General features: G+C 65.7%; 17 protein-coding genes. 15 read left to right on the top strand and 2 right to left on the bottom strand.

The window, feature by feature from the left end; all coding sequences use genetic code 11:
* Positions 1-111 precede the first annotated feature (111 nt).
* On the top strand, positions 112-3,057 hold the full coding sequence (locus tag GN331_RS14035) for an inverse autotransporter beta domain-containing protein (RefSeq protein WP_156642882.1): 2,946 nt from the start codon (positions 112-114) through the stop codon (positions 3,055-3,057).
* A gap of 127 nt (positions 3,058-3,184) precedes the next feature.
* Positions 3,185-4,729: an AbgT family transporter gene (locus GN331_RS14040; RefSeq protein WP_156642884.1), complete on the top strand. Its 1,545-nt coding sequence runs from the start codon at positions 3,185-3,187 to the stop codon at positions 4,727-4,729.
* Here the strand turns inward: GN331_RS14040 and GN331_RS14045 are convergent.
* Positions 4,726-6,969 carry a TIM-barrel domain-containing protein gene (locus tag GN331_RS14045; RefSeq protein ID WP_156642886.1) on the bottom strand — a complete coding sequence of 748 codons (2,244 nt, stop codon included), beginning with the start codon at positions 6,967-6,969 and terminating at the stop codon, positions 4,726-4,728. The two genes, GN331_RS14040 and GN331_RS14045, sit on opposite strands and share 4 nt — an antisense overlap.
* 114 nt (positions 6,970-7,083) lie before the next feature.
* Between GN331_RS14045 and accA the strand changes: the two genes are divergently transcribed.
* The 8 genes from accA to GN331_RS14085 all read left to right on the top strand — a co-directional run bounded on the left by accA (position 7,084) and on the right by GN331_RS14085 (position 14,985).
* Entirely contained in the window at positions 7,084-8,043 is a 960-nt protein-coding gene (gene accA / locus GN331_RS14050; RefSeq protein WP_156642888.1) for an acetyl-CoA carboxylase carboxyl transferase subunit alpha, read from the top strand.
* Between the two features lie 28 nt (positions 8,044-8,071).
* Positions 8,072-8,833: a tetratricopeptide repeat protein gene (locus GN331_RS14055; RefSeq protein WP_156642890.1), complete on the top strand. Its 762-nt coding sequence runs from the start codon at positions 8,072-8,074 to the stop codon at positions 8,831-8,833.
* Between the two features lie 16 nt (positions 8,834-8,849).
* Positions 8,850-10,160 (top strand): tRNA lysidine(34) synthetase TilS, encoded by a 1,311-nt coding sequence (gene tilS, locus GN331_RS14060; protein WP_156642892.1) that lies wholly within the window; start codon positions 8,850-8,852, stop codon positions 10,158-10,160.
* Positions 10,161-10,192: 32 nt separating this feature from the next.
* Positions 10,193-10,453, top strand: coding sequence for an exodeoxyribonuclease VII small subunit (locus GN331_RS14065; protein ID WP_156642894.1), 261 nt, complete (start codon positions 10,193-10,195; stop codon positions 10,451-10,453).
* Positions 10,446-11,324: a polyprenyl synthetase family protein gene (locus GN331_RS14070; RefSeq protein ID WP_156642897.1), complete on the top strand. Its 879-nt coding sequence runs from the start codon at positions 10,446-10,448 to the stop codon at positions 11,322-11,324. Before GN331_RS14065 ends, GN331_RS14070 begins: the two co-directional genes overlap by 8 nt.
* Positions 11,325-11,327: 3 nt before the next feature.
* Positions 11,328-13,208 carry a CHASE2 domain-containing protein gene (locus GN331_RS14075; RefSeq protein ID WP_156642898.1) on the top strand — a complete coding sequence of 627 codons (1,881 nt, stop codon included), beginning with the start codon at positions 11,328-11,330 and terminating at the stop codon, positions 13,206-13,208.
* Positions 13,181-14,497, top strand: coding sequence for a M48 family metalloprotease (locus GN331_RS14080; protein WP_156642900.1), 1,317 nt, complete (start codon positions 13,181-13,183; stop codon positions 14,495-14,497). The genes GN331_RS14075 and GN331_RS14080 overlap by 28 nt, the downstream gene beginning before the upstream one ends.
* Positions 14,498-14,607: 110 nt before the next feature.
* Positions 14,608-14,985 carry a DUF4870 domain-containing protein gene (locus GN331_RS14085; protein WP_156642902.1) on the top strand — a complete coding sequence of 126 codons (378 nt, stop codon included), beginning with the start codon at positions 14,608-14,610 and terminating at the stop codon, positions 14,983-14,985.
* 388 nt (positions 14,986-15,373) lie between these two features.
* Here GN331_RS14085 and GN331_RS14090 read toward each other — a convergent pair whose 3' ends face one another.
* Positions 15,374-15,802, bottom strand: a complete 429-nt coding sequence (locus tag GN331_RS14090; protein WP_156642905.1) for a hypothetical protein — start codon at positions 15,800-15,802, stop codon at positions 15,374-15,376.
* 172 nt (positions 15,803-15,974) lie between these two features.
* Between GN331_RS14090 and GN331_RS16595 the strand changes: the two genes are divergently transcribed.
* The 5 genes from GN331_RS16595 (at position 15,975) to GN331_RS14115 (ending at position 19,360) form a co-directional block, all read left to right on the top strand.
* Positions 15,975-16,436 carry a YybH family protein gene (locus GN331_RS16595; RefSeq protein ID WP_197427148.1) on the top strand — a complete coding sequence of 154 codons (462 nt, stop codon included), beginning with the start codon at positions 15,975-15,977 and terminating at the stop codon, positions 16,434-16,436.
* 38 nt (positions 16,437-16,474) lie between these two features.
* Entirely contained in the window at positions 16,475-17,332 is an 858-nt protein-coding gene (locus GN331_RS14100; RefSeq protein ID WP_156642907.1) for a PA4780 family RIO1-like protein kinase, read from the top strand.
* Between the two features lie 191 nt (positions 17,333-17,523).
* Positions 17,524-17,793: a hypothetical protein gene (locus GN331_RS14105; protein WP_156642908.1), complete on the top strand. Its 270-nt coding sequence runs from the start codon at positions 17,524-17,526 to the stop codon at positions 17,791-17,793.
* A 102-nt stretch (positions 17,794-17,895) separates the two neighbouring features.
* Positions 17,896-18,621 carry a hypothetical protein gene (locus tag GN331_RS14110; protein WP_231734503.1) on the top strand — a complete coding sequence of 242 codons (726 nt, stop codon included), beginning with the start codon at positions 17,896-17,898 and terminating at the stop codon, positions 18,619-18,621.
* 412 nt (positions 18,622-19,033) lie between these two features.
* Positions 19,034-19,360 (top strand): hypothetical protein, encoded by a 327-nt coding sequence (locus tag GN331_RS14115; RefSeq protein WP_156642909.1) that lies wholly within the window; start codon positions 19,034-19,036, stop codon positions 19,358-19,360.
* Positions 19,361-20,073 lie beyond the last annotated feature (713 nt).

Below are 20,073 nucleotides of genomic sequence, written 5' to 3' on the forward strand. Positions count from 1 at the left end.
AACGTCATTCGAACAATCGGAGAACGGTCTGCCCCACATGGCGGCCCGTTCCAATATCGCCCTGTGTGGACGATCTAGATCATCGCGGCCTTCCTTCTGCAGGGGGCCGCCATGACGCGCCGCACTCGCACGCCCAAGCTCCATCCGCTTTCCCGCGCCACCGCCGCCGTTCTCATCGGTCTGCTCATCGCCCCGGCGTTGCCGGCGAAGAACCCCTTCGCGTTCGATCACACCGGGCAGCAGGACGACACCGAGGTCCGCAGCGCGAGCGCCGATTCGGTGATCTCGCAGGGCGCCAACGCGGCGCTCGGTGAAGCCGTCTCCTTCGTCGGCGACAACAATCTTCCCTTCCTCGGCAGCCTGCAGGGTGGCATCACCTACGACCACGCGAGCGGCCTGCTGCGCTACGACCTCTCAACGGTCGGCAAGTTGTACGGCAACGGCACGCGCCACCATTGGCTCGGCCAGATCGGCGCGCACAACGAAGGCGACCGCGACACCGTCAACGCGGGCCTGATCTACCGCTGGATCAGCGTCGACAAGGCGTGGTTGATCGGCACGAACCTGTTCTACGACCGCGATTTCGATTCGGGCGCGCAGCGCGCGAGCGTCGGCGTGGAAGCGGCCACGCAGCAGTGGCGGATGTTCTCGAACGCCTATCAAGGCATCTCCAACAAGTGGCGCGATGCGCCGGTCGATGGCGACCGGTGGGAAGAACGCGTGGCCAATGGTTACGACCTGGGCGCCGCCTGGTCGCCGGGCGTGCTGCCTTCGCTGGACTTCCAACTGAAAGCCTCGCAATGGCTCGGCGATGCCGTCGACGTGTTCGACAGCGGCAATCTGCATACCGACCCGCTGGTGTGGTCGGCGAAGATCGGCTACACGCCGATTCCGCTGATTTCGCTGGCGTTCGAACACGAACGCACGGGCCACGAGATCAACCACCGCATCGACATGCAGTTCACCTATCGCTTCGGCCAATCGTTGGCCCAACAGCTGGAATCGTCGAACGTCGCACGGCGCAACGACATCGCGGCCCGCGCGCTCGCACCGGTCGAACGCCAGCACCGCATCGTGATGGAAAAGCAGTTGAAGGCGCATCCGCTGGTCTTCGTCGGCGGGGCATTGGTCCGTATGACGCTTGCCGCCGATCAGACGTTGGCGCACGGGCTGATCGTGACCGGCGGCGTCGGCACGCCCACGTTGTCGCTCGAAGGGCGTGATGCGAACCGCTTCCGCATCGTCAACAGTCACCTGGAGCTCGCGCCAGAAGTCTCGGCACAGAAGTCGCTGGCCGCGCCTGCGCAGCCGGTGACCGAAGAACTCCACGTCACCGTCGTCGCGCGCGACACGCGCGGTGGGCAAGCGCGCCAGGCCTTCGAGATCGTCCGCGAGTTGAAGCAAGCGCCGGTGGAAGGCCAGGCGTCGGTGGCCAGCGCGCTTGCGATGCAGGGCGCGTTGAATGTCGGCAGCGTCGTCACCGCGTCGTACACCTTCACCGATCCGGACAACGATGCCGAAGGCGCCACGCGCGTGCAGTGGTATCGCGCGAGCGATGCCGCCGGTACGCAGCGCACGATCATCGCCAACGCGACGACCTTGTCCTACACCATCGCTGCCGCGGATGTCGGCAACTATCTCGTCGTCGACGTCACGCCCGTCGCGGCCACGGGCACGCCAGCGGAAGGTGTGACCGTTTCCCTGGTCAGCGCGTCGGTCGTCACCGATGGCGTCGGCGAAACCGGCAAGGCGCCGACCATGCAGGCGCCGACGATTACGGGCACGGTCGCCGTCGGACAAACGCTGACCGGCACGCCGCAGGGCTTCAACGACGAAGATGGCGACGGTGAAGGCACGCATCGTTACCAGTGGTATCGCGCGACGGATTCTGCGGGCACGCAGCGGACGGCGATCGATGGGGCGACCGCGCTGCAGTACGTGATCACGTCGGCCGATGTAGGCATGTGGCTCGTGTTCGAAGTTGTTCCGGTCAGCCTCGTTGCCCCGCACGACGGTGTCGCCGTGAGCACGGTGACCGCGAATGCAGTGGCCGCTCAGCCCGTCGGCCAAGCGCCAACAATGCAGCCTCCCACCATCAATGGGAACGTCGCTATCGGCGAAACGCTGACTGGCGTACCAAACGGGTTCAACGACCCCGACGGCGACGGTGAAGGTACGCATCGTTACCGGTGGTATCGCGCGACTGATGCGGCCGGCACGCAGCGAACTGCCATCGATGGGGCGACCGCTTTGCAGTTCACGATCACGGAAGCCGATGTCGGCGTGTGGCTTGTGTTCGAAGTGATTCCGGTGAGCCTGGTTGAACCGTTCGAAGGCGCGGCCGTCAGCGCGGTGACGTCGAGCGCGGTTGCCGCTCCGCCCATCGGCCACGCGCCCACGATGCAGCCCCCGACAATCACTGGCACCGTTCTCATTGGCGAAACGCTGACGGGCATGCCGCAGGGCTTTCACGATCCCGACGGCGACGGCGAAGGCGCACACCTTTTCCAGTGGTACCGCGCCACCGATGCGGCCGGCACGATGCGCACTCCAATCGCCAGCGCCACCGCGAGGTCGCACCTGATTCAAAACGACGACAGGGACTTCTTCCTGGTCCTTGGCATCACGCCTGTTAGCGCCACGGGGGCGCCGAGCAACGGCGCCGAAGTCTTCAAGGCAACCGATTCGCAAGTCAGTGGGGTATCGACCTATAGCAACGATACCGACGTCAACATTCTGGACAATGACATTATCTCGCCGCCGCCCGCAGAAAGCGGGGTCACCGTGTCAGGGCGCGTCGGAAATGCCCCTGCAAACGTGCCTGTTTACGTCAAGATCGTACATTCGTATCGGGGCGATCTCAGGGTGCGTCTGCGTTCGCCTGTTGGCACCGAATTCACTTTGCAGCCACAGACCTCAGACTCCACGCCGAACATCGACCAGACCTACACGGTCGACTTGAGCGCCGAGCCGATGAACGGAACTTGGACGCTCTCGGTCGCCGATGGGGCCAGCGGCGATGTCGGTTACATCGACCGCTGGAGCATCTCCTTCTGATGCGGTGCAATGGCCAAGCCCCTCGACGAGGGGCGTGGCTTTTTTTCGCAACGATTTGCCCAAAAGGACAATTGCGACACACACGCCCGCGGCGTTCGACTCGCCACTCCCCCGAATCGATCCCGCCATGTCCTCTTCCCCGCAAAGCGCCGCACCGCGGCGCTCTCTCACCGACCGCTTCCTCCACATCGTCGAAGTCGGCGGCAACGCACTCCCGCATCCCGCAACACTGTTCGCGTTACTCACGCTCTGCGTCATCGTCGCCTCCTCGCTCGCGACGTGGTTCGATGTCTCCGCCGCGCATCCCGCCACCGGCGAAACGATCCGCGCGGTCAACCTGCTCTCGCGCGAAGGCCTGCATCGCCTGCTCACCGGCCTGGTGCCGAACTTCACCGGCTTCGCGCCACTCGGTGCGGTGCTCGTGTCGCTGATCGGCATCGGTGTCGCGGAACACTCGGGGTTGATCGGTGCGGCGTTGCGTCGCTTGGTGTTCGCGGCGCCACGTTGGGCGTTGACGCCGGTCGTCGTGTTCGCTGGCGTGATGTCGAACATGGCCAGCGAGATCGGGTACGTGTTGCTGATTCCGCTCGCGGGGTTGATGTTCAAGGGCGCGGGGCGGCATCCGATCGTCGGCATGGCGGCGGCATTCGCGGGCGTGTCGGGTGGGTTCTCGGCGAACCTGTTGCTCGGGTCGATCGATCCCTTGTTGTCGGGGCTGTCGCAGGAAGCGGCGCGGCTCGTCGATCCCGCTTACACCGTCAACGCGGCGGCCAACTGGTATTTCATGATGGCCTCGACGCTGCTCGTCGTCGCGGTCGCCACCTGGGTGACCGAACGCCACGTCGCGCCGCGATTCGACATGGCGTCCACCCTCGACGTCGAAGGCGACACCATCGCGCCACCCGACGCGAACGAACGCCGCGGTCTTCGATGGGCGCTGTACGCGACGCTCGCGCTCAGCGCGCTGACCGCATGGGGTGTCGTGCCCGCCGACGGTCTGCTGCGCAACACCGAAACCGGCGGCGTGCTCGACTCGCCCTTCCTGCGCGGCATCGTCGGGATCATCTTCGCGTACGGCGTGGTCTGCGGCATCGCGTACGGCGTGGGCGCGCGCACGCTGCGCAGCGATGCGGACGTGATCCGCGGCATGGGCGCAAGCATGGCCGCGCTGGGCCCGTACATCGCGCTGGTGTTCTTCATGGCGCAGTTCGTCGCGTGCTTCCAGTGGACGAACATCGGGCTGATCCTCGCGGTCAAACTGGCGGGCCTGTTGCAGGTCCTGCAGTTGCCGGCGATCCCCTTGTTCCTCGGGCTGATCGCGATCACCGCCGTCGCGAACCTGTTCCTGGGCTCGGCCTCCGCGAAGTGGGCGCTGATGGCGCCGATCTTCGTGCCGATGTTCATGCTGCTCGGCTACGCCCCGGAGATGGTGCAGGCCGGCTATCGCATCGGCGATTCGGTCACCAACATCATCTCGCCGATGATGAGTTACTTCGCGCTGATCATCGCGTTCTTCCAGCGTTACGAACCCAAGGCCGGACTCGGCACGCTGGTGTCGACGATGCTGCCCTACTCCATCGCGCTGGGCATCGCGTGGTCGGTGATGTTCGCGGTGTGGATCGCGTTCGGTTGGCCCGTCGGGCCGGGCGCGCCGCTGACGTACCCGGGTTAACGCAGCGTCGCGCGCCAGTCGGTGCGCGCGCCCTTGATGCGGTGCGTGCGCGTCGTTCCATCCGGGCGATGCGCGATGACATCGATCGCTTTCCACCACGGGTCGAACTTCGCATGCTCGGCCCGTGCTTCGACGATCAGCGTGTCGCCTTTCACGCGGCAATCGAAATCCAGGCGCAGGTATGCACCGCGTTGAAAGGCCAACGAGGTTCCGTCGTCGTCGTACAAGGCGCCGTCGCAAGGCGTTCCCGCTTCCGGCCACCACACGTGGACTTCGAGCGGGCCATCCGGCGTCTGTCCCATGTGCTGCACGACCGGCTGCATCGGCACGATCGCACCGGCGCGCACGAACACCGGCACGTCGCGCGGCACCGGATCGAAGGTCACCTTGTCGGTGTAACGCTTTCCGTCACTCAACCCGTACCACGTGCCCGGCGGCAACTGCACGACGTGCGGATCGACGCGCTCGGTCACCACCGGTGCGATGAACAGATCGCGGCCGAACAGGAAGTCGCGATCGCTTCCGCCCGCCGTCGGAAATTCGAACCACACCGGCCGCGTGATCGGCGCACCCGTGCGCGCGTTCTCTTCGGCTGCCGTGTACAGGTATGGCATCAACCGATAGCGTTGTTCGATCGCCGCGCGTCGCAACGCTTCGTGTTCCGGCCCGTCGACCCAGGGCTCGTGATCGCGCGTATCCGTCGCCGCATGGCTGCGGAAGATCGGCTGCCATGCGCCGAGTTGATACCAACGCGTCAGCAAATCCGCAGGCGGTGAACCGATGAACCCGCCGATGTCGTCGCCCGCCAACGCCATGCCCGACAACCCGAGGCTCAGGATGTTCGGCACGCCCTGCGCGAGGTGCGCCCAGTCGGCGGTGTTGTCGCCGGTCCACGTCGCTGCGTAACGTTGCGTCCCCGCGAATGCAGCGCGCGTCAGCACGAAGGGCCGCACATCCGGTTGCAGTTTCAGCACGCCTTCGTACGTCGCGCGCGCGTTGAACATGCCGTACACGTTGTGCAGCTGCGCATGCGTGCGCGTGGTGCCGTCGTCGAAGCGATGCACCACGTCGTCGGGCATCGTGCCGCCGGGGCCGTCGAACACCGACGGCTCGTTCATGTCGTTCCAGAACCCCGCCGCGCCCATGCGCACGAAGTCGGTGTACAACCCGCCCCACCACTCGCGCACCTGCGCGCGGGTGAAGTCGGGGAACACGCTGTCGCCGGGCCACACCTTGCCGACGTAATCCTCGCCACCGCGTTTGACGAACGCATCGATGGCCTTGCCGCTGTCGTACGGTGCATAACCGGGTTGTTTCGCGATGTGCAGGTCGGTGATCAGCACCGTGCGGAAGCCGTCCTTGCGCAGGTCGCCGAGCATGCCTTCGAAGTTGGGGAAGGCCTTGCGGTCGACGGTGAACGGCTTGTTCGCGTCCTGGAAGCCGATGTCGAGCCAGATCGCATCGGCGGGGATGCGTTTGTCGCGCAGGGTCTTCGCCACTTCGCGCACGCGCGCTTCGGGCACGTATGTGTAACGCGATTGCTGGAAGCCGAGCGCCCATTTCGGCGGCAGCGGCGTGCGGCCGGTGAGTGCGGTGTAGCGTTGCAGCAGCTCGCGTGGGGTGGGCCCGTCGATCAGGTACCAATCGGCGTATCCACTGGTCGTCGTAATGGTCAGGACATCGGCTTGGGTCTTGCCGACGTCGATCATCATGCGTTCGACGTTGTCGACGAAGATGCCGAAGACTCGCCCTTCGCGCTCGACGATCAGGAAGGGAATCGACTTGTACAAGGGATCACGCGCCGCATCCCACGCATAGGCGTCGGTATTCCACAGCGTGAAGATGCGCCCGCGACGATCCATCGATCCGGCCTTGTCGCCCAATCCGTAGACGCGGTCGCCCGGCTGCAACGGGATATGCAATCCATCGCGATCGCGGGTTGCCGTCAGCGTCCAGGCGTGTTGGGACCGGCCTCGCCAGATGGAGTGCGGCAACGCCAGCCCCGAAGCGAACTCGAACTCGCCTTCGCAAGTGGAGCGCGTGCTCTGCAAGCGGGACGACGGGAGTGGCTCGTCCACGGGCCGCGCTGCCCACGCATCGCGACCGCGCCAGCCGTCCGGCGGCACGTGCAGGATTCCGGGCGCGACCTGGAACACGGACGGCACCGCGTAACAGGCCTCCGCCGAACCCGCGACCGCCAACAACCCCAACGCCACCCAGCCGCGCCAATCCCGTGCCATGCGTGCCCCTTTCCGAATCCGTGAAGCATACCCATCCGCACGCCTCGGTACGGTCCGGCACCGTGGGCTACACTCCCCCACCTTGCCTTTCACGTGGCCGCCCAGCGCTCGCCAATGAACCCGAACTACCTCGATTTCGAGCAGCCCATCGCCGACCTGGAAGCGAAGATCCAGGAACTCCGCCACGCCAGCCAGGGCTCGGCGGTGGACGTGGATGCCGAAGTCCACGCCCTCCAGGACAAGCTGCGCGTGCGCACCGCGCAGATCTTCCGCGACCTCTCGCCGTGGCAGATCTCGCAGCTCGCGCGCCATCCCGCGCGGCCTTACACCCTCGACTACCTGCGCGTGATCTGCGACGAGTTCGAAGAGCTCGCCGGCGATCGCGCGTTCGCCAACGACAACGCCATCGTCGGCGGGCTTGCCCGCATCGACGGGCGCCCGGTCGTCGTCATCGGCCATGAGAAGGGCCGCGACACCAAGGCCAAGATCCGCCGCAACTTCGGCATGCCCAAGCCCGAGGGTTATCGCAAGGCGCTGCGCCTGATGAAGATGGCCGAACGCTTCGGCCTGCCGATCCTGACCTTCATCGACACCGCCGGCGCCTGGCCGGGCATCGATGCCGAGGAACGCGGCCAGTCCGAAGCCATCGCGCGCAATCTGCTGGAGATGTCGGAACTGCGCGTGCCGATCATCTGCACCGTGATCGGCGAAGGCGGTTCGGGCGGCGCGCTCGCGATCGGCGTCGGCGACCGCACGCTGATGCTCGAATACGGCACGTACTCGGTGATCACGCCGGAAGGCTGCGCTTCGATTCTCTGGAAGACCGCGGAGAAGGCGAAGGACGCCGCCGAACAACTCGGCATGACCGCCAAGCGCCTGAAGGAACTCGGCCTGATCGACAAGATCGTGCGCGAGCCCACCGGCGGCGCGCACCGCAATCCGCGCCAGATGGCCACGCGCCTGAAGGCCGTGCTCATCAACGAACTCGACGCGCTGGCAGGGGTGCCGGCCGACGAACTCGTGCAACGCCGCTACCAACGCCTGCGGTCCTACGGGGCGTACGAAGTCGCCTGATCCGTCGTCGGGAGGGGAGCCCGCCGCCATGCCATTGATCGTCCTGTCCGTTTTGCTGCAGATCGCGTGCGCCGTGCACGTGGTCCGCAGCGGCCGCCCGCACTACTGGATCTACATCGTCCTCATCGGCTCGTTCCTGGGGATCGCGGTGTATTTCTTCGCCGAAGTGTTGCCCAACCTGCATCGCGATCCCGTCGCGCGCCGCGTGGCGCAGAACGTGCGCCAGAAGGTCGATCCCGAACACGGCAAGCGCCGCGCCGCGCGCCAGCTCGACATCGCCGACACGCTGGAAAACCGCCGCCGCCTCGCCGAACAGAGCATGGCCAGCGGCGATTACCAACAGGCGCTGGAGCTGTATCGCAATTCGTTGTCGGGCATGTACAAGACCGACCCGACGCTGATGCTCGGCCTGGCGCAAGCGCAGTTCGCGCTGGATCTGGCCATCGAAGCACGCGCCACGCTCGAAGCGCTGATCGTCGCGAACCCGAACTATCGATCGAGCGACGGTCACCTGCTCTACGCGCGCGCCGTCGAAGGCAGCGGCGATGTCGAGAAGGCGCTCGAAGAATACGAAGCGGTCGTGCAAGGCTTCCCGGGCGAAGAAGCGCGCGTGCGCTACGCGCAGTTGCTGCAGCGCCGCGGACACACGGCGCGCGCCACGGCGGTGTTCGAAGAAGTGATCAAGCGCGCATCGCTTGCGCCGAAGTATTACCAGCGCGACCAGCGCGCCTGGGTCGAGATCGCGAAGCGCGCGCTGCAAAGTCGCACCGCCCAACCGGAACACGCCTGAGGGCGGCGGTCGCGCGATGTCGACCGCCACCAAGCTGTCCATTGCGTTGCCCGACGTCGGGCGCGACGCCCCGATCTTCGTCGCGTACAGCGGCGGGCTGGATTCCACGGTCCTATTGCACGCGCTCGCGGCGATGCGTGAGGTCCGCGAACGCGGGCTGCGCGCGATCCACATCCACCATGGTTTGAGCGACCAGGCCGACGCATGGACCGCGCATTGCGAACGCGTGTGCGCGTCGCTCGGCGTGCCGCTGCATGTCGCGCACGTGGTCGTGGATCGCAAGTCGAAGCTCGGGCTCGAAGCGGCGGCGCGCGAAGCGCGGCAGGCGGCACTCGCGGCGGAAATGGACGACGGCGCGCTGCTCGCGCTCGCCCATCATCGTGACGACCAGGCGGAAACCTTCCTCTTGCGTGCATTGCGTGCGTCGGGCCCCGATGGGCTGGCGGCGATGCGTCGGCTGCGGCCCTTCGCGAACGGTTGGTTGTGGCGTCCCTTGCTCGACATTCCGCGCGAGACCTTGCGCGCATACGCGACCACCCACGCCCTGGACTTCATCGAAGACCCCGCGAACGACACCCTCGCGCACGACCGCAACTACCTGCGCCACAAGATCATGCCGCTGCTGCGCGAACGCTGGCCGCACGCCGACGCCGCCCTCGCCCGCTCCGCCGCGTTGAGCGCGCAAGCCGCCACGCTGCTCGCCGACGACGACGCGCAGGCCCTCGCGCAGGCCCGCACCGACGACCCGCGCGTGCTCGCGATCGATCCCTTGCGCGCGTTGCCCGCCGCGCGTCGCGCGCGTGCGTTGCGGCGCTGGATCCTCGAACGCGGCCTGCCGCCCTTGCCCGCCGAAGGCATCGCGCAGATCGAACGCGACCTTGCGACCAACGCGCCCGACACCGACTTCCGTTTCGAATGGGCCGGCGCCGAACTCCGCCGTTGGCGCGATCTCTGGCGCGCCGCACCGGTTCCCGCAACGCTGCCGCCGGATTGGTCCGACGTCTGGGATGGCCGCATGCCGATGATCCTTCCCGACGGCGGCACGCTCGCCTTGCTCGGCGCGCCGGCCTTCGACACCCCGCTGCGCGTGCGCCTGCGCCGCGGCGGCGAACGCATCGCACTGCCCGGCCGCACCCATTCGCACAGCCTGAAGCACGCGTTGCAGGACGCAGGCCTGCCGCCGTGGTCGCGCGAATGCCTGCCCTTGCTGGTCGATGGCGACGACACCGTCCTGGCCGCCGGCGAGGGCCTGGTGTCGGCGCCGTTCGCCGCCTGGTTGCGCCGCCACGACGCACGCCTGCAGTGGATCCCGCCCGCCGCCGATTGACCCGGTCATACGCGCACCGCACACTTGCACGCATGGCACCCTCGCCCGACACCCCGCCGTCCCCGGTCGCCGATTTCGAGGCCTCCCTCGACCAGCTCGAACAGTTGGTGGAGAAGATGGAACACGGCGAAATGAGCCTCGAGGAATCGCTCGCTGCGTACGAACGCGGCGTGGGCCTCTATCGCAAATGCCAGACTGCGCTGGAACAGGCGGAACTGCGCGTGCGCCTGCTCAGCGATCCGGAACAGCCCGACAACGCCGAACCGTTCGGCGCGCCGTCTCCGGATGCCTGACACCGATTTCGCGGTCTGGCGCGCGCGCGTCGACGCAGCGCTCGCCGCCGCGCTTCCCGACGCGAACACCGCGCCGCAACGCCTGCACGCCGCGATGCGTTACGCCGCCACCGATGGCGGCAAGCGCATGCGCCCGCTGCTGGTGTACGCGGCGGGCACGGCATTCGGCGCAACGCTCGACGCACTCGACGCCCCGGCGGTCGCCGTCGAACTCATCCACGCCTACTCGCTCGTGCACGACGACCTGCCCGCGATGGACGACGACGCATTGCGCCGCGGCAAGCCCACCGTGCATGTCGCCTTCGACGAAGCCACCGCGATCCTCGCGGGCGATGCGCTGCAGTCGCTCGCGTTCGATGTGCTGGCGCATGCGCCGGCCGATGCGCAGCGCCGCGTCGACATGCTCGCCGAACTCGCGCGCGCCTCCGGCGTCGCCGGCATGTGCGGCGGCCAGGCGCTCGACATCGATGCGACCGGGGGCGCGAAAATCACCGTCGCCGAACTCGAACGCCTGCACGCGATGAAGACCGGCGCGCTGCTGCGGGCATCGGTGCGACTCGGCGCAATCGCCGCCGGCGTCGATGCATCGACGCGTGCAAGGCTCGACACCTTCGCCGATGCACTGGGCCTCGCGTTCCAGGTGCGCGACGATCTGCTCGATGTCGAAGGCGACAGCGCCTCGCTCGGCAAGACCGCCGGCAAAGACGCCGCGCAACAGAAGGCCACCTTCCCCGCGCTGCTCGGCCTCGATGCCACGCGCGCGCGGCTGTCCACCTTGTCCGACGCGATGCGCGATGCGCTCGCCCCGTTTGGCGCGCAAGCCGAAGCCCTCGCGGCCCTGGGCCGCGCGGCGGTCGACCGGAAACACTGAGCCATGGCCCGGCGCAAGCGACGCTCGCGCACCCTTCTCGGCGTCATCGACGCCGTCATGGCCACCTCGGCGCAGAAGTTCATCGATGGCTGGGGCCGGCTGGAGCGTGCGTACAAGCGCCCGCTCGCGTGGCTCGCGTTGCGCGTGCGCTTCGTGTTCTATCCCCTGCTCGCGTTGGGCGCGGTGCTGTGGCTCGTCTACGACTGGAATGGGGATCGCTCGCTCGCCGCGGCGGAAAACGCGGTGTTCGACAAGGTGATCAAGAGTCGGCCGATTGAGCCGCCGGCTTCGCAGCGCGTGATCGTGGTCGAGATCGACGACTGTTCGATCGCATACTTCGATCAACACGGTGAAGGCGGCTGGCCCTGGAGCCGGCAACGCCACGCGGATCTGCTCGAAGCGCTGGATCTCGCAGGCGTGAAGTCCGTCGGCTACGACGTGCAGTTCCCCGATCGCTCGACGAAGGATCCGGACGGCGACGGCTCGCTCAACACGATGGCGGAGGGCGGTGAAGGACGTTTCATCTTCGCGGCTTCGCGCTTGCATTCCGACTTCGATGCCTCGGTGGGCGCGACGCCAGCGTCGAAGTTTCCGGGCGCGTTCCCGTTGTCACGCAACGCGCGCAAGCCCGGGCCGCCGCTCGCGGTGCTGTTTCCCTATGGCGAGGCGATGCGCACCTACAGCGGCCTGATCGACATCACGCGTTCGGAGGACGGCATCCTGCGCGACGTGCCGCTTCGCCTGAACGCTGGCGGCTGGGGCATTCCCTCGCTCACCCTGCGATTGGCGGCGCACGACACGGGACGCGCGATGGCGTCGTTCCCCGCGTCCGTGCGGATCAACTGGCGGTCGGATTCGCGCTTGCGTTACGCGAGCGCTGCCGACCTGATCACGGGCAAGCCGGTGTGCCGTGAGGCGAAAGAGGCGCTGCCGAAATTCGACAACGCGATCGCGCTCGTCGGCTACACCGCCTCCGGCCTCAACGACGCCAAGCCCACGCCCGTCGACATGCAGATGCCCGGCGTGGAAATCCATGCCGAGGCCGTCGCCGCGCTCGTGGACAACAGCGCGATCTGGCTCCCGCCCGCGTCGCTGAAGTATTTCCTCGCGGGGATCCTCGTCGTCCTCACCGCCTTCGCGTTCTGGCGCGGCGAACCGGCGACCGACATCGACTCGATCTTCGTCGCGACCAACCTGCTGCTGCTCGCACTCGCGTACGCAGGCCTGACGTTCTTCGGCGTGTTCTTCGACATCTTCGCGAGCATCGGTTTCGTCAGCCTCTGCTTCGGTCTGTGCCGCACGTACGCGGGCGTGCAACGCGGACGCGCGGTCGGCAACGCGGACTTCCTGCCCGAGTTCGATCCGGACGCAGACCGCTGGATGGTGTTCGCGCGCGTGCGCTTCGCGGTGTATCCCTCGCTCGACGAACACGCCGCCATTCGCCGCCGTCGCGAATATCGCCGCCGCCTTCGCCGCTTCCTGTATGCGGGCAGCGACGCGGTCATGCTCGAGGGTGTCGTCGAACGCAAGAGTTGGCTGCACGAAACGCTCGACGATCTGATGGTGCTCGTCTGGAAAGGCAGCACTCGCGCCGAAGCCGTGCAGCGCGCGCGCCACGACCTGGGCGCGCTTTACGACCATCTGAATGCGCACAACGATCGCCTCGACGACGACGGCACCGTGAAGGTTTGCGTCGTCACCTCCGAGCTCGATGACAACGCCGACGACAGCCATCGCGGCGAACGTTTGCGCTTGCGTGAAGCGCTGGGCAACGCCCTGGATCGGCAGGAAGAGTGGCCGCTTTCACGGGAAATTCCGTTCATGCAGTCAGACGTGCCACGTGCCGGAGCTGATGCATGCAACACCGAGCCTTCCAACGACTGAGCCTGATTTGCGCGCTCGCGCTGTGCAGCGCGGCCGCTTTCGCCGCCGGGCAAACCGCGACGGTGCACAAACCCAGCGTCGACGTGCACGGCGCGGCGGACCTGAAGTCGCCCACCGTGGCCACGCTCAAAAAAGGTGAACAGGTGACCGTCGCGGGCCAGCAAGGCCTGTGGTTCCAGATCGGCCTGCCTGCGGGCGGCAATGGGTTCGTGCGCGTGAACGACGTGCGCATGCAATACGCGAAGGCCGGCAGCACCAGCAACACGCTGTTCACCGGCAAGGCGGGCAAAGGCCGCGTGTCGGAAACCGCGGGCGTGCGCGGCATCGACGAAAGCGACCTGAAGTCCGCCGGCTACGACGCCGCGCAGATGGCGCAACTGGAATCCAACCGCGTCGCGCCGCAGGCGGCCGCGTCGGATGCGAATGCGAAGGGCCTGCAGGCGAAACAAGTCGCACTGGCCAACGAGTTCAAGCCCGTTGCCGACACAAAGCCGAAGGCGACGCAGGAACAGAAGCGCACCGGTTTCTCGCTCGCGCGTGGCTTGTTGTCGGCCGTCGGCGTCGGTGCGCCGGCGCCGGTGGATTCGGCGGCCGATGTCGCCGAAGCGGCGCAAGGCAAGTCGGAAACCGAACAGGCCGCCGAAGAAGCCGCGCTGGGCCCGGAAATCGCGGGCCGCGTCCTGGGCGCCGCGAAGCTTTGGGACGACGCGGAAGCACAGGCGCGCGTGAATCGCGTCGGCCGCTGGATGGCCTCGCAGACCTCGCGCCCCGATCTGCCCTGGAGCTTCGGCGTCATCGACACGCCGGAGATCAACGCGTTCGCCGCACCCGGCGGTTACATCCTGATTACGCGCGGCATGTACGAGTTGCTCGGCGACGACGAAGAAGTCGCCGCGGTGATCGGCCACGAGCTCACGCACATCGTGCAGCGCGATCATTACCACGTGATCCAGAAACAGGAAACGCAGGAAGCGCTGACCAATGCCGCATCGTCCAACGTCGCCGTCGGCGGCGGGATCGCCGGCAGCATGGCGAAGGAATACGTGGCCAAGCACGGCGCCACGATCATGGCCACGAGCCTGGATCGCGGCGCGGAATACAACGCCGACCATGCCGCGCAGGTCTACTTGGCGCGCGCGGGCTACGACCCGCTGGCGCTGTACGCGGTGTTGCAGAAGATGATGGCCGCCGGCTCGAGTTCGGGCAGCCTGGCGCAGTTGTACAAGACCCATCCGCCGCTCGACGAGCGCCTGGACCGGCTCGACCGGGACCAGGTCGCGGGTCGGTGATCGGCGGCACGCATTCCAACCACCCATCCGCTTGACGCGGGCGCGCCGGGAGCTAGAGTGAGGTTCCGGCCGCCAGTGCGGGGCGCGATCCACCTTGAGGGGAGCACGCAATGAACGACATCGATCCGACCAACACCGCCTCGTCGGGCATTTCGCAGGAAGAGCGTCAGTGGGCCATGTTTGCGCATCTGTCCGCGCTCGTGGGCCTGGTCATTCCGTTCGGCAACATCATCGGGCCGTTGGTGATCTGGTTGATCAAGAAGGAGACGATGCCCTTCGTCGACAACCAGGGGAAGGAAGCGTTGAACTTCCAGATCACGGTGACGATCGCGATGGTCATCTCGGCGATCCTGATCCTCGTGGTCATCGGGTTCGTGCTGATGTTCCTGATCGGGCTGGCTGCGCTGGTGCTGACGATCATCGCCGCGATCAAGGCGAACGAAGGCACTGCCTATCGCTATCCGTTTACGCTGCGTCTGATCAACTGATTCGCAGCGCAAGTTTGAACACAAGGGGCGGCGCGAGAGCGTCGCCCTTTTTTTTGTCTGTAGTAGAGCGCGCTACTCCAGCATTGGCGCGTCGCCCGAACGTTGTGTGTTCCAAACTTTTTGGGGAAAAAGTTTGAAACACACAACGCTGGGGCATCACCTTGCGGGTCGCTTCGATCAATTGGCTTTCGCTCGAGCCGTCGTTGGGGGCTGCAAAGCAAGCTTTGCAGGGAGCCGATCATTGTCGCCACAGCCGCTACTGCGACTTGACCAATTCAGCCCTCCGGAATAAATTTCCACCCAAGGCGATCGGCAGCCGGACTGATCTCCGTTACCCGGTGGTTCGCCCCCATTTCAAGGCCCCGATGATCTCGGGGCCTTGTCGTTTCTAACGTCCATCCCCCTTGGGGATGACGGAAAACAACTCCACGCGCGGCTTGCGCGCGGTGAGTTCGAGGACCGCGTGGTCCCGGACCTGTTTGCCATATCCGTCATCGCGCGGCCGGCTTGCCATCAGCGACGTCATCGAACCGCGAATGAAAGGTACGGCGTCTGCTGAAAGACCCGCGTCGATTTGTCGCAGCAGGTCCTCGACGGTATAGCCCTGCTTCGATCGACTGGCGAAGTGGTGTCGACCGAGATAGACGATTTCCGGAGACTCGGCGCCTGGCAAGTTGCGGGATGCGCGGAAGGCCCGGATTGCGTCGTGCTGCGTTCGCGTCAGGCAACCGATCACGATGAGCGAAACGCGCTCGCCGATGCTGATGCATTCGAGTTGTTGTCGGATCGCGTCGATGGCGCCGTCGTGCAATGGCATCGACAGCGATACTGTCCATCGCGGCCAAAAGCCGGATATCAGGGAACGCCTCGGCGTAACTTCAGAAGTTGGCGGCTTCGGGGTTGTCGACACCTGGCATGGCCGCTGGTCGCCGGGTCTGGCGTATGCCGATTACGGGCGGTGGGCGCCCGCAATGACTGGAGATGCCGCAATGCGTGCACCAAACCGATTGGGCGCAGCGATCTTTTGTTGTGGGCTGGCGTTGGCGACGGGCGTCGCCGTTGCTGCTGACCCGGTGTCGGCGGGCGACTGCTTCGTCGCCGCGATGAAGGCCAACGACGCCGATGCGGTCGCGGCCTGTTATGCCGATGACGCGATCATCTGGTTCCCCGGTGGGTCGATGGCCAAGGGACGTGCGGCGATCCGGGACGGGTTTGCGCACTACATGGCGACCATGACGGTGAAGGACGCCACGCTGAGCGAGATCGGCGGGGAAGCCATGGGCGACACGCGCGTGGCGTGGGGGACGTACGCGATCACGCTGGTCGACAAGGCAAGCAAGGCGGAGATGGTGGAGAACGGGCGGTTCGTCGACGTGCAGAAGAAGATCGATGGGCGTTGGCTGTACATCGTCGATCATCCGTCCGACGACCCCAAGCCTGCCGCCAGGTAAGAAGGGGGATAATGCGCGCCCGTTCTCCGTGCGCGCCCATGAAAACCCCCGCTGGTCTGCAAGCCCTGCTCGACGACGGCGTCGTGAACGCCGTCGTCCGCCAGCTCAAGAGCGGCAAGGAAGCATCCGTGTATGTCGTGCGGTGCGGCGACGAGCTGCGCTGCGCGAAGGTCTACAAGGACATGGCGCAGCGTAGTTTCCAGGCGCGGTCGCAGTATCAGGAAGGGCGCAAGGTGCGTGGCAGCCGCCAGGCGCGTGCGATGGGCAAGGCGACGAAGTTCGGCAAGAAGGCGTTGGAAGAAGCCTGGAAGAACACGGAAGTCGATGCGCTGTACGCGCTCAGCGCGGCCGGCGTGCGCGTGCCCCGGCCGTTCGGATATTTCAACGGTGTGCTGGTGATGGAGTTGGTCGTCGACAGCGAGGGCCACAGTGCGCCGCGGTTGGGCGAAGTGGAGCTCGATGCGGAGCGTGCGCGCGAGTACTACATCTTCCTCGTGCGCCAGGTCGTGCGCATGTTGTGCCTGGGCATGATCCATGGCGATCTGTCCGAGTACAACGTGCTGGTGGATGCGCACGGGCCGGTGATCATCGATCTGCCGCAGGCAGTCAGCGCGGCCGGCAACAATCATGCGCGCGCGATGTTGTTGCGCGACGTCAACAAGTTGCGTTCTGCCCTGGCGTTCTTCGCGCCGGAGCTCGACATGCTGCATTACGGCGAGGAGATGTGGGCGCTGTTCGAGGCCGGCGAGTTGAAGCCCGACACCGTGCTCACCGGCAAGTTCCATTTCAGCGAGCATGAAGCCGATGTCGGGGCGGTGTTGATGTCGATCGAGGATGCGCGGCAGGAGGCGGTGATCCGGCAGCAGGGTCGCGAAGCGGCGGAAAGCGACGACTGACGCGCGTTGCAGCAAGCCCATCATTGGCGGGCCGACCGCATCAGTTCAGCTCGCGTTTGCATGGCGCTTGTTGCAATCGAACCGCGACTCACATCCGTCGCCAAATCTTCACGGTCCATCGACGCATTCCAGCGTCAACTGAATGCGTGTCATGGCTCCGAAAAACAGAGCCCCAGCCAAGGAGGATTGGAATGTTTCCGACCAAGCAGCATCTGACCATCTCGCGTACGCTCGGCGTGGCGCTCGTCGCCACCCTGGGTCTTGCCGGTTGCAAGACGTACGACACCGAGTTCGCAACAATCAACTCGCGCCTGGATCAGCTCGACACCAAGGTGCAGGGCGCAGCGCAGAGCGCCGAATCCGCCAATCAGGCGGCTCAGCAGGCCAATCAACGTTTGGATCAGTTGGAAGGCCGCGTCCAGCAGCTCGAAACGGCGCCGGCCCGCAAGCCGCGCGGTTAGTCGCAGTTGTAGTGACGAACGGTGTGAACCCGGGGACCCGGTCGGCCTTTCTGGCCACGGGTCTCTTTTCTTGACCTCGTTTCAAGGAGCCGACCCATCGGCATGTGCAACCACCCTGCGATCCGGTCCGCTTGTAGCGCGCTGGTATTGACGCTGGCGTTTGCGAGCTTCGGCGTGGCCCACGCCGGGGATGACGTCGCGCAACCCGTATCCGCCGTCGACCAGCTTCCGGAAGGCCAGGAAGTGTCCGACACGGTGATTGCGCTCGCGGGCTGGGTTGTCGCAAGCAGCGACAGCCAAGGCTATCCGTTCGCGATCATGGACAAGGCCGCTGCACAGATCCTGGTGTTCGGCGGCGACGGCCGGCTTCGCGGCGCGGCCCCTGCGCTCTTTGGCTCGGCGACCGGCGATCACGTGGCCCCCGGAATCGCCGGTCTCGCGCTTCGCGAAATTCCGGGCCGTGATCGCACGACGCCTGCCGGTCGCTTCGTGGGCGGCTTCGGCCCGTCGACGGATGCTGGGCGCGTGCTGTGGGTGGACTACGATTCCGCGGTCTCCATCCATCCGACCGCGACGGGCGTGCCGGCGGAGAAACGCCCCGAACGTCTTGCATCGCCCTCCCCCGACGACAACCGCATCACGCACGGCTGCATCAACGTCGCGCCCGACTTTTACGAGCAGGTCATGGCGCCGACGTTCGAGCGAGGCGGGGTGTTCTACGTCTTGCCGGATGAAGCGCCGCTGGCGGAGACCTTCCCGGAATTCGCGCAAAGTCGCGCGCATGCGGAAGCTGATGGTGGGACGAGCGCACAGCCCGACAGCCACTGAAGGGCGCGGCGGCTCCTCCACGATTTGTCGTAGCGACTTGCTTACGCGCGCAAGCGGCGAAAGCGCGCGGCACCATGATTGGCGAAAGAGCGCGGCACCATCATTAGCGCGCCGCCCGAACGTTGTGTGTTCCAAACTTTTTTGGGAAAAAAGTCTGAAACACACAACGCTGGGGCATCACCTTGCGGGTCGCTTCGATCAGGGGGCTTTCGCCCGGGCGTTTGATGGGGGCTGCAAAGCAAGCTTTGCAGGAAGCCGATCGTTCTCGGGATAGCTAAAAGCTAAAGCACGGGCGCCTGGCCATGACTCGCGTGGTGCGTCGGCTAACGGCTCATAGCGGGTACCCGATAGCGGGCATCGAGCCTGAGTGACCGCTTTCGACCCATAGCGGACATTTCTATATGCTGCATCCATGGACAACCCCTTGGCGCAGATTGGTTGGGCGGAGCCTTGGTACGCGGCCGAGACGCCTGGCGTCCAGAATCAACTCGAGCGAGAGATTTCACAAAAGCATCCTCTCCATGGGTTGGGTGCACGTGTTGTCGGACGACGTATAGACAACGACGATGTTGTAGCCGTCTTACAGGACGGCCGCTATGTCAACGTGCATCTGGTGTGGTCACCACATACGTGTGCCGACGGCACTTATCCCGGTTGGTTCTGCTACGGCACTCTCGACGAGTTTAAGAAGGCCATGCGTGCTGACGCTGAGGAGTATCAGGACCGCAATAATTCCTAGCGGCGGATACGCGATGGCCCGAACCCAGGTTGCCCGACGTCCAGTTATGGCCCATAGCAGACATGCGGTCCGGGTGTCCGCTTCCGACCCAAAGCGGACATTCGCGAGCGACCCTAGGTGTGCCTCACACTACGCCCAAGGCCGTTCCAAGTAGCTCAAGCGAAAGCGGTCAACGGGGGGCGTGCGTGGTGGTGCCGCCGTCAGCGAACCGATCCGAGGAAGAGACATGGGGCGAATTTTGGTTGCCTTGGCAGCAGTTTTGACGCTTGCGGCGTGCTATCCGAGGGAATACTCAGAGAGGGCCAAGCGATGCTCGCTGGTAAAAGCAGGCATGGATCAAGCGGAGGTCAACGCAACTATGGGCGGGCCGCCGGACACAGTCTCCGGGGTGCTCAAGGATGGTCTTTGGCACGATTACTACCATCTGGGCGGTGACCTCGCTCCTATCGTGGTGACCTTCCAAAGTGACGAGGGTGCATGGAAGGTCAAGGGGACGTCTTGTGGTTCCGCTAGAAGCAATCCGCCGCAGTGACTGGAATCACCGCTTTTGGCCGAAAGCTGCCATTCGTCACTAGGTGACCGCTAACGACCCAGAGCGGACATTCGGCCAGGGACGCCGCGCGTGTCAAAATTAGGGCCGGGATGAGCAACGTCGTCGATGGATGCAGCACGCAGAGCCGGTTGAAGGAGAGCTGCAATGAAGCGGTTTCTTA

Origin of the sequence: Noviluteimonas gilva (assembly GCF_009740395.1) — a bacterium.
Taxonomy (GTDB): Bacteria; Pseudomonadota; Gammaproteobacteria; order Xanthomonadales; family Xanthomonadaceae; genus Noviluteimonas; species Noviluteimonas gilva.

What these genes read in the sequence shown, in the direction of transcription:
- GN331_RS14035 (WP_156642882.1), top strand. Translation starts at nt 112, where the DNA reads ATGACGCGCCGCACTCGCACGCCCAAGCTCCATCCGCTTTCCCGCGCC.
- GN331_RS14040 (WP_156642884.1), top strand. Translation starts at nt 3,185, where the DNA reads ATGTCCTCTTCCCCGCAAAGCGCCGCACCGCGGCGCTCTCTCACCGAC.
- GN331_RS14045 (WP_156642886.1), bottom strand. Translation starts at nt 6,969, where the DNA reads ATGGCACGGGATTGGCGCGGCTGGGTGGCGTTGGGGTTGTTGGCGGTC.
- accA (WP_156642888.1), top strand. Translation starts at nt 7,084, where the DNA reads ATGAACCCGAACTACCTCGATTTCGAGCAGCCCATCGCCGACCTGGAA.
- GN331_RS14055 (WP_156642890.1), top strand. Translation starts at nt 8,072, where the DNA reads ATGCCATTGATCGTCCTGTCCGTTTTGCTGCAGATCGCGTGCGCCGTG.
- tilS (WP_156642892.1), top strand. Translation starts at nt 8,850, where the DNA reads ATGTCGACCGCCACCAAGCTGTCCATTGCGTTGCCCGACGTCGGGCGC.
- GN331_RS14065 (WP_156642894.1), top strand. Translation starts at nt 10,193, where the DNA reads ATGGCACCCTCGCCCGACACCCCGCCGTCCCCGGTCGCCGATTTCGAG.
- GN331_RS14070 (WP_156642897.1), top strand. Translation starts at nt 10,446, where the DNA reads ATGCCTGACACCGATTTCGCGGTCTGGCGCGCGCGCGTCGACGCAGCG.
- GN331_RS14075 (WP_156642898.1), top strand. Translation starts at nt 11,328, where the DNA reads ATGGCCCGGCGCAAGCGACGCTCGCGCACCCTTCTCGGCGTCATCGAC.
- GN331_RS14080 (WP_156642900.1), top strand. Translation starts at nt 13,181, where the DNA reads ATGCAACACCGAGCCTTCCAACGACTGAGCCTGATTTGCGCGCTCGCG.
- GN331_RS14085 (WP_156642902.1), top strand. Translation starts at nt 14,608, where the DNA reads ATGAACGACATCGATCCGACCAACACCGCCTCGTCGGGCATTTCGCAG.
- GN331_RS14090 (WP_156642905.1), bottom strand. Translation starts at nt 15,802, where the DNA reads ATGCCATTGCACGACGGCGCCATCGACGCGATCCGACAACAACTCGAA.
- GN331_RS16595 (WP_197427148.1), top strand. Translation starts at nt 15,975, where the DNA reads ATGCGTGCACCAAACCGATTGGGCGCAGCGATCTTTTGTTGTGGGCTG.
- GN331_RS14100 (WP_156642907.1), top strand. Translation starts at nt 16,475, where the DNA reads ATGAAAACCCCCGCTGGTCTGCAAGCCCTGCTCGACGACGGCGTCGTG.
- GN331_RS14105 (WP_156642908.1), top strand. Translation starts at nt 17,524, where the DNA reads ATGTTTCCGACCAAGCAGCATCTGACCATCTCGCGTACGCTCGGCGTG.
- GN331_RS14110 (WP_231734503.1), top strand. Translation starts at nt 17,896, where the DNA reads ATGTGCAACCACCCTGCGATCCGGTCCGCTTGTAGCGCGCTGGTATTG.
- GN331_RS14115 (WP_156642909.1), top strand. Translation starts at nt 19,034, where the DNA reads ATGGACAACCCCTTGGCGCAGATTGGTTGGGCGGAGCCTTGGTACGCG.